Source organism: Steroidobacter flavus, from assembly GCF_042651805.1.
GTDB classification, from domain to species: Bacteria; Pseudomonadota; Gammaproteobacteria; order Steroidobacterales; family Steroidobacteraceae; genus Steroidobacter; species Steroidobacter flavus.
Window position 1 is genome coordinate 2,604,152 of record NZ_JBHSDU010000003.1, and the last position, 6,375, is coordinate 2,610,526.

Here is a 6,375-nt window from a genome sequence, read left to right on the forward strand (position 1 = left end):
TGTTGAGCTGATGACTTCGACGATACGGACTATCTTGATCCTGATTCCCGCGCTGGCCCTCACCGCCTGCGCCGTGCCCCAAGTCAGCGAGCCCGAGACCGTGGCGGTTCGCGCGACCTCGCTGAATCCCGCGTATTCGTCCGTCAACGCCCAGGTCCTGAGCGAAGCGGGCAAGGTCGATTACAGCTTCGCGGCCTCCCTCGATCCTAACGCCACCGCCAATACCCTGACCCGTCTGCAGTCCTCCTATACCCAGCAAAGAGGGGATGAGAGCCTGCGCGTCGGCGATGCTGTCAGCAGCGTCGGCATGTGGGGGACGTCGGTCCGTTACGGCGGCATGCAATTCGGCACCAAGTCCGAGACCCGGGACGATGTGATCAATTCGAGCAAGCTGGCCAGCAGCGGCATGGCTGTGTTGCCCACCGTCGCCGACGCGCTGTTCGCCTCGGCGGGCGAGGCTGGCACGAATCTCAGCCAGCAGAATCTTTCGGTGAATCGTTCGCTGCCGTCGGGCGACCAGGGCTGGAACCTGGCCGTGCAGGACGCGCTGGGTCATTCCGAATCCGTCGCGGCCCCGATGATTTCGCGGACTCGTCTGGCCGAGCAGGGCTGTTCCGATTTCTCGGTGGGCTTCGGCAAGGTGCGCGAGAACTACGCGCTCACCAGCAATTCTTACGGCCCGATGTTCGCGAACACGACCGTCACGTGTGGCGCGCCGATGGGCTTCACCGTCGAAGGACACGGCGAATATCTGGCGGACGAAGTGGCCGCGCTCGGCTTCGGCGTCGCGCGTCGCATCGGCTCGATCGGAACCGCATCGGTCGCCTTCGCTCAGAGCAACGCAGTGGGCGGCGGCTCGGGCTGGATGTCGAAGGTCGGTTTCGAGCACACCAACTCGCTGTTCAACCTGATGGTGCGCTCAAAGTTTCAGTCACGAGAGTTTCGTGACATCGGCAGCATGTCGCTTAACGATCCCATCATGCAGCGGGACCTGGCCAGCGTCGGTGTGAATGTCACTGAGCGTTCGAGCCTGTCGGTGGCGTACGCGACTCAAACGACGTGGGCACGCGAGCGCACGAATCTCATCGCCGTGAAGCAGAGCATGGGCGTGGGACGCGGCACCATGTCGATGAGCGCCGGTCATTCGCTCGAAGACAACTTCGGCTCGTCGGTGTTTATTTCCTACAAGCGGCCGTTCGGCACGCTCAAGCCGATGCTGCGTCCGGCGGTGGACGATCTCGAAGAGCTGAATCTGCAGTTGCCGCAGACGTCCGACGAAATCAACTAACTCACGCGGCCCGCGACCGGCCCCGGCGGCCGCAACATCTCGATGTGCATGATGCCGTCCTCGTCGTACGGCTCCGACGATTGCACGAATCCAAAGGATCCGTAGAACTTGTGCAGGTGAGCTTGCGCGCCGATGCGCGTCGGTAGCGTCGGATACAGCTCGTGGATCTTTTCCAGGCCGCGAGCGACGAGCTCCCGGCCGATGCCACTGCCGCGTGCCATCTTCGTCGTGACGATCCGACCGAGCGAGGGCTCGTCCGGATAACTCACGCCCGGCGCGAGCAATCGCAAATACGCCGCGAGCTGATCGCCGGCCCAACCGGCCAGATGCAGCGCCTCCAGGTCCTTGCCGTCGATATCGAGATACAGGCTGGCCTGCTCGATGACGAATACCGCCGACCTCGCGGCGAAGATGTCGTGGATCTGCAGCGGCGAAAGCTCGGAATATCGGCGCCATTGCCAATTGATGTTCATCGCGTAACGCGCCTGTCGTAGAAAAATCGGGAAGAAGGGCGTTGTGCCCGGCAAGACGCGTTCAATGCGTCATCGCGTAGAGAATATAGTCGATCGCGTATTTGTAAGCGCGGTTCGTATATAGCAGCGAGTATTCAGGCACGTCGGCGTGCTCCCAGGCATCGCCGAGGTCCATGTTGAAATTGATGACCACCATCAAGCGGCCGTCGTCGTCATAAATGCCGCGCCAGTGCGGGGTGAAGCCGTCCTTCTCGTAATTGCGGCCGCTGTACAACGATTGGATGCCGGGAATCTGCACGTGCTCGTTGATGTCGTACGCGACGTGGAACACGCCGTCGTCGGGCGGAATGTCGACGATGGCGCGATCGGGAAAAATCTGGTGCATGCCCTGAATGAACGTGGCCCACTCCAGCGTGCCGTGAAAATCGTCGACCATCAGGAAGCCGCCGCGTAACAAATATTCGCGCAGCCGCGCGGCCTCTTCGTCGGACAGCATCCAATGGCCGACTTCCACGGCGTAGATCCAGGGATAGTCGAACAGCGCGTCGTCCATGATGCTGAGGTTCTTGCTCTCCTCGGCGATATCGATGCGCGTGAGTCGCCGGATGCCGCGGATCAGGTGCTGCTCGGCCTCGGGAAAGTCGGTCAGCCAACGCTCGCGGCCGCCGAACAGGCTGGTGCCGGTGTATTGCAATCGTATGAACTGGAATTCGGGGTTCGGCCCGGCCGGACCGTTCGGGGTGGTGTCCGAGGCCAGCACGGCGAAGGGAATCGCGATGAGTGCGACCAGCCGCCAGGTCACCCGGTCGAGGGCACGCCGAAACAGAGTGGGCGGCGAACTGCGGCTCATGCGAGGCACCATGGCATCAACTTTCCCCGCTTGCAATGGGGTCCTCCGGACCGGACGAGCGAGGGGAAAATCGCCACATCCGCCTATCTTCAGTATGCTGCGCCCCGCCTCGACCCCGAGGCGACAGAGTCTCGCGATGAGCTGGTTACGAATCGCGTTCGGTGCGCTGCTGCTGGCGACGAACAGCCTGATCCATGTCCCGCCGCTGCTGGTAGTGGCGGTGGTGAAAGCCCTTCTGCCCCTGCGCCCTATCCGGCGCGTGTGCGACTGGCTGCTCACGGCCATTGCCGCCAGCTGGATCGGCATCAATACCGCCTTGATTCGCTGGTTTACCCACACCCGTTTCGTGTTCGACATCGACGCCCGGCTGCGGCCTGATGGCCATTACCTGGTGATGGCGAATCATCAGACCTGGGTCGACATCCCGGTCCTGCAGGCCGCACTCAACCGGCGCGTGCCGTTGCTCCGGTTTTTCCTCAAGAGTCAGCTGTTCTGGGTGCCGCTGCTCGGGTTGGCCTGGTGGGCGCTCGATTTTCCCTTCATGAAGCGTTATTCGCGGCAGCAACTGGAGAAGCGGCCGGAGTTGGCGGGGCGGGACATCGCCGCGACCCGGCGGGCTTGCGCGAAGTTCATGCACATCCCGGTGTCGGTGATGAACTTCGTCGAAGGCACGCGCTTCACGCGCACCAAACATGAACAGCAGGCCTCGCCGTTCGCGAATCTGCTCAAGCCCAAGGCCGGCGGCATCGCGTTCGTGCTGGATGCGATGGGACGCGCGCTGCATTCGATTCTGGACGTGACCATCGTCTATCCCGATGGCCGGCCGACCATGCTCGATCTATTCGCGAACCGCGTGCGCGAGGTGCGCGTGAATATTCGCGAACGGGCGATCCCGGCCGAGCTGCTCGGCGGCGATTATCAAAACGATCCAGCGTTTCGCGAGCGCGTACAGAACTGGTTGAACGGTCTGTGGCTCGAGAAGGACCAGCTCATCACGCAGCAGCGCGCTGCGTGATCTAGCGCAAGTATTTCAACGCGTCGCGCGGAATATCGACCGCTTCCTCATCGACGAAACACCAGGCCCAGCGCTCGTCCGGCTCGTACGACGCCACCACCGGATGTTTCGTGCTGTGGAAGTGCTTGGTCGCGTGCCGATTGGGCGAGCTGTCACAACAACCCACGTGACCGCAGGTCAGGCACAGGCGCAGATGCACCCATCGGCTGCCCGACTTCAGACACTCCTCACATCCTTGCGGAGTTTTCGGCGGCAACGGTTTGACGTGGCCGATGTGTTCGCATGACATGCAGCATCTCCCGGTGGAGCGCTATTGATACTGCACGCAAGCGGGCATGACAACCGTGGCGGAGTACGCGCGTGCTGTTATTTCTCAGCCCATTCGCCAGATGCCGTCGCCGTCGCGGCAGGCGCGTCCTTCGGACGTTTTGCTCTTCTTGCCCGACGTGGCCTTCAGCTTGAACTTGCGACAGCTCTTCGAATCGCCCGAGCTGAGCGGCGTAAGGATGTAGTCGACATGCGTGCGCTCGTTGATCCAGTGCACCGGGCGACCGGGGTCGGCCAGTTCCAGCGCGTGGCCGAAGCAGCTGCGATCCGCCTCATCGAGATCTTCACCGATCTCACGACCGATCAGTCCGCCGAGTACCGCACCGGCGATGATCGCTACCGTGCGACCGTCGCCTTCGCCGATCTGCGATCCGATCGCGCCCCCGGCAACTGCGCCGACGACGGTGCCGATCGTCTTGCGATGACATGAGCCTTCGCGCACGCCGTAGTCACGCTCCCATTCGCGGCCGGTGTAACCGACATAGTGGCGATCGTGTTTCTTACGCCAGCCGTACGCCTTCGCGTGATCGGGCGGATCGCTCAATGCCGGCGTGCTGCCAAGTACGGACGCGCAGAGAAGCGCAGCGAAAGCTGTCTTGAGTAATCGATTGAACATGGAATGCCCCGGAGGCTTGTTGGAATCGTAGGCCAGGGGCGCATGATATCAATCCCGTTCGGCGCAACCATGCTGTCGCCAAATGTTGACAAGGCAATCAGAACTTCGTGATCGCCTTCGCAGTCGTGGCTTTTACGGGTTGCGCTTGACCGCTCACCGACTCTGCGAGACGGAAGCCGACGGTGAAGTAGCCTTGATCCTCGGGGCCGCGAAGGCGGAAGCGCTCTTCGAGGAATTCACCGGCATCGCCGTAGGAGCCGCCGCGGACGACGTGATATCCCGGTGTGGGGCACGATTCGCGAGCGGTGCCATCGTTCGGCGCGCCATCGTAGTTGTCGTGATAGCAGTCGCGCTGCCATTCCCAAACATTGCCGCGGACGTCGTGCAGGCCGTAACTGTCGGCGGGGAAGCTGCCGACGGGTGCGGTTTGCATCCATTGGTCTTTGCCTTGCACCTTACCGCCACAGCATTCGACTTTGCCGAGATTGGCGTTGTCGTGCGAGACGGTGCGAGTGCCGCCATACGTCGCGGTGCTCGCGATGTATTCCCATTCGGCTTCGGACGGCAGGCGATAGGTGTGACCGGTCTTGCGATTCAACCAATCGATGTAGGCCTGCGCATCTTTCCAGCTCACGCAGACGACCGGATGATTTTCCGGTTGCGCGAAGCCGGGATTCGCCCAGTTACGTTCCGGATCGATGTACCAATTGGTGCCTTCTTTATAGATGTTGCATTTCTTCTCGGAGACGTAGCCGGTCTCGCGCGTGAAGGCTCGAAACTCGCCGAGGGTGACTTCGTGTTTCGCGACTTTGAAAGGACGCTCGATCGTCACGGTGCGCGTGGGGCCGTCGATCTCGCCGTAGCCGCGATTCACGGTCTTGCCCATCTGGAAGGTGCCGGCCGGCACGGTGGCCATCGGCACGTCTTTGTTATCCGCTTGCGCGATCTGTGTGGCTGCCAGGCAAACGAGGGCGGCCCACAGCGGTGCGTTGTTGTGTTCACTCATCGGCGTCTCCCCAAAAGTCGACGCCGATCTTAGGCATGGTGCGGCCCGACCACCGGCGCGTTCTCCGAACGCGTCGGTGATCGAGAAGCACCGGTTCAGAACTTGCTGACCGCGGTCAGGCCGAAGCTGCTCGCGTCGATGTCGCCTTGGAACTCGCCCTTGTACTTGAGGTTGGTGTACGACAGCGCGAACCAGCGCCAGCCCACTTCGATCGTCGGGCCGGTGGCGTCGTCGAAATCGATGTCGGGCGTCCAGCCGTCGCCGTCGAACTTGATGCCGGTCTGGTGCGTGATGCCCGCGCCGACCCACCAGGAATCCGAGATCAAATAGTTGCCGACCAGCTCGAACACGGTGCGGCCGATGCTGATGTCGGCATTGCTGGCTTTGGTCGTCACATATTTGTAGCCGATCGTGCCGCGTACCGAGAACGGCGAGTCGCCGGCGCGATAGTGGCCGCCCAATGCCAGCGAGACGCCCTGGCCAGCCTTGATGTCTTGCGAGGAGCCATCGACGAAGGACAGCGTGGCGATGTCATCGCCACCGTATTCGAGGTCGCCTTCGAACACGAAGCCGAAGCCTGTGTAGTCGGCGGCGTGGGCCTGCGACAGGCAGCCGAGCATCAACAAGGAACAAAGCGCGGCGCTGCGCGCCGGAAGTCTGCGAAGCATGAAAGTTTCCCGTTTGTGAGTTAGGGCCTGTTAACACTCATTGGATGGGCTGCGTTGCGCCTCCAATCGCCTGCAGCAAGGCGCAAAGCGCAGCCCATATGTCGATATGGGCAAGCTTTGTAACGCAGCTGC

At 62.1% G+C, this 6,375-nt stretch carries 8 protein-coding genes; 2 read left to right on the plus strand and 6 right to left on the minus strand.

The window, feature by feature from the left end; all coding sequences use genetic code 11:
* Window positions 1-34 precede the first annotated feature (34 nt).
* On the plus strand, window positions 35-1,288 hold the full coding sequence (locus ACFPN2_RS16915; RefSeq protein WP_380598556.1) for a fimbria/pilus outer membrane usher protein: 1,254 nt from the start codon (window positions 35-37) through the stop codon (window positions 1,286-1,288).
* On the opposite strand, the gene ACFPN2_RS16920 is transcribed toward ACFPN2_RS16915, so the two are convergent.
* Together ACFPN2_RS16920 and ACFPN2_RS16925 are read right to left on the minus strand one after the other, a co-directional pair.
* Complete coding sequence (locus ACFPN2_RS16920) at window positions 1,285-1,761, minus strand: GNAT family N-acetyltransferase (RefSeq protein WP_380598557.1); 477 nt, start codon at window positions 1,759-1,761, stop codon at window positions 1,285-1,287. The two genes, ACFPN2_RS16915 and ACFPN2_RS16920, sit on opposite strands and share 4 nt — an antisense overlap.
* Window positions 1,762-1,822: 61 nt before the next feature.
* Window positions 1,823-2,611 (minus strand): DUF4159 domain-containing protein, encoded by a 789-nt coding sequence (locus ACFPN2_RS16925; RefSeq protein WP_380598559.1) that lies wholly within the window; start codon window positions 2,609-2,611, stop codon window positions 1,823-1,825.
* A gap of 136 nt (window positions 2,612-2,747) precedes the next feature.
* Between ACFPN2_RS16925 and ACFPN2_RS16930 the strand changes: the two genes are divergently transcribed.
* Window positions 2,748-3,626 carry an acyltransferase gene (locus ACFPN2_RS16930; protein ID WP_380598561.1) on the plus strand — a complete coding sequence of 293 codons (879 nt, stop codon included), beginning with the start codon at window positions 2,748-2,750 and terminating at the stop codon, window positions 3,624-3,626.
* Between the two features lies 1 nt (window position 3,627).
* Here the strand turns inward: ACFPN2_RS16930 and ACFPN2_RS16935 are convergent, their stop codons facing one another.
* The 4 genes from ACFPN2_RS16935 to ACFPN2_RS16950 all read right to left on the minus strand — a co-directional run bounded on the left by ACFPN2_RS16935 (window position 3,628) and on the right by ACFPN2_RS16950 (window position 6,243).
* Window positions 3,628-3,915 carry a ubiquitin carboxyl-terminal hydrolase 14 gene (locus ACFPN2_RS16935; RefSeq protein WP_380598563.1) on the minus strand — a complete coding sequence of 96 codons (288 nt, stop codon included), beginning with the start codon at window positions 3,913-3,915 and terminating at the stop codon, window positions 3,628-3,630.
* 84 nt (window positions 3,916-3,999) lie between these two features.
* Window positions 4,000-4,569, minus strand: coding sequence for a glycine zipper 2TM domain-containing protein (locus ACFPN2_RS16940; RefSeq protein ID WP_380598565.1), 570 nt, complete (start codon window positions 4,567-4,569; stop codon window positions 4,000-4,002).
* A 97-nt stretch (window positions 4,570-4,666) separates the two neighbouring features.
* Window positions 4,667-5,575 (minus strand): formylglycine-generating enzyme family protein, encoded by a 909-nt coding sequence (locus tag ACFPN2_RS16945; protein WP_380598566.1) that lies wholly within the window; start codon window positions 5,573-5,575, stop codon window positions 4,667-4,669.
* 95 nt (window positions 5,576-5,670) lie between these two features.
* Complete coding sequence (locus ACFPN2_RS16950) at window positions 5,671-6,243, minus strand: hypothetical protein (RefSeq protein WP_380598568.1); 573 nt, start codon at window positions 6,241-6,243, stop codon at window positions 5,671-5,673.
* Between the last annotated feature and the right edge of the window lie 132 nt (window positions 6,244-6,375).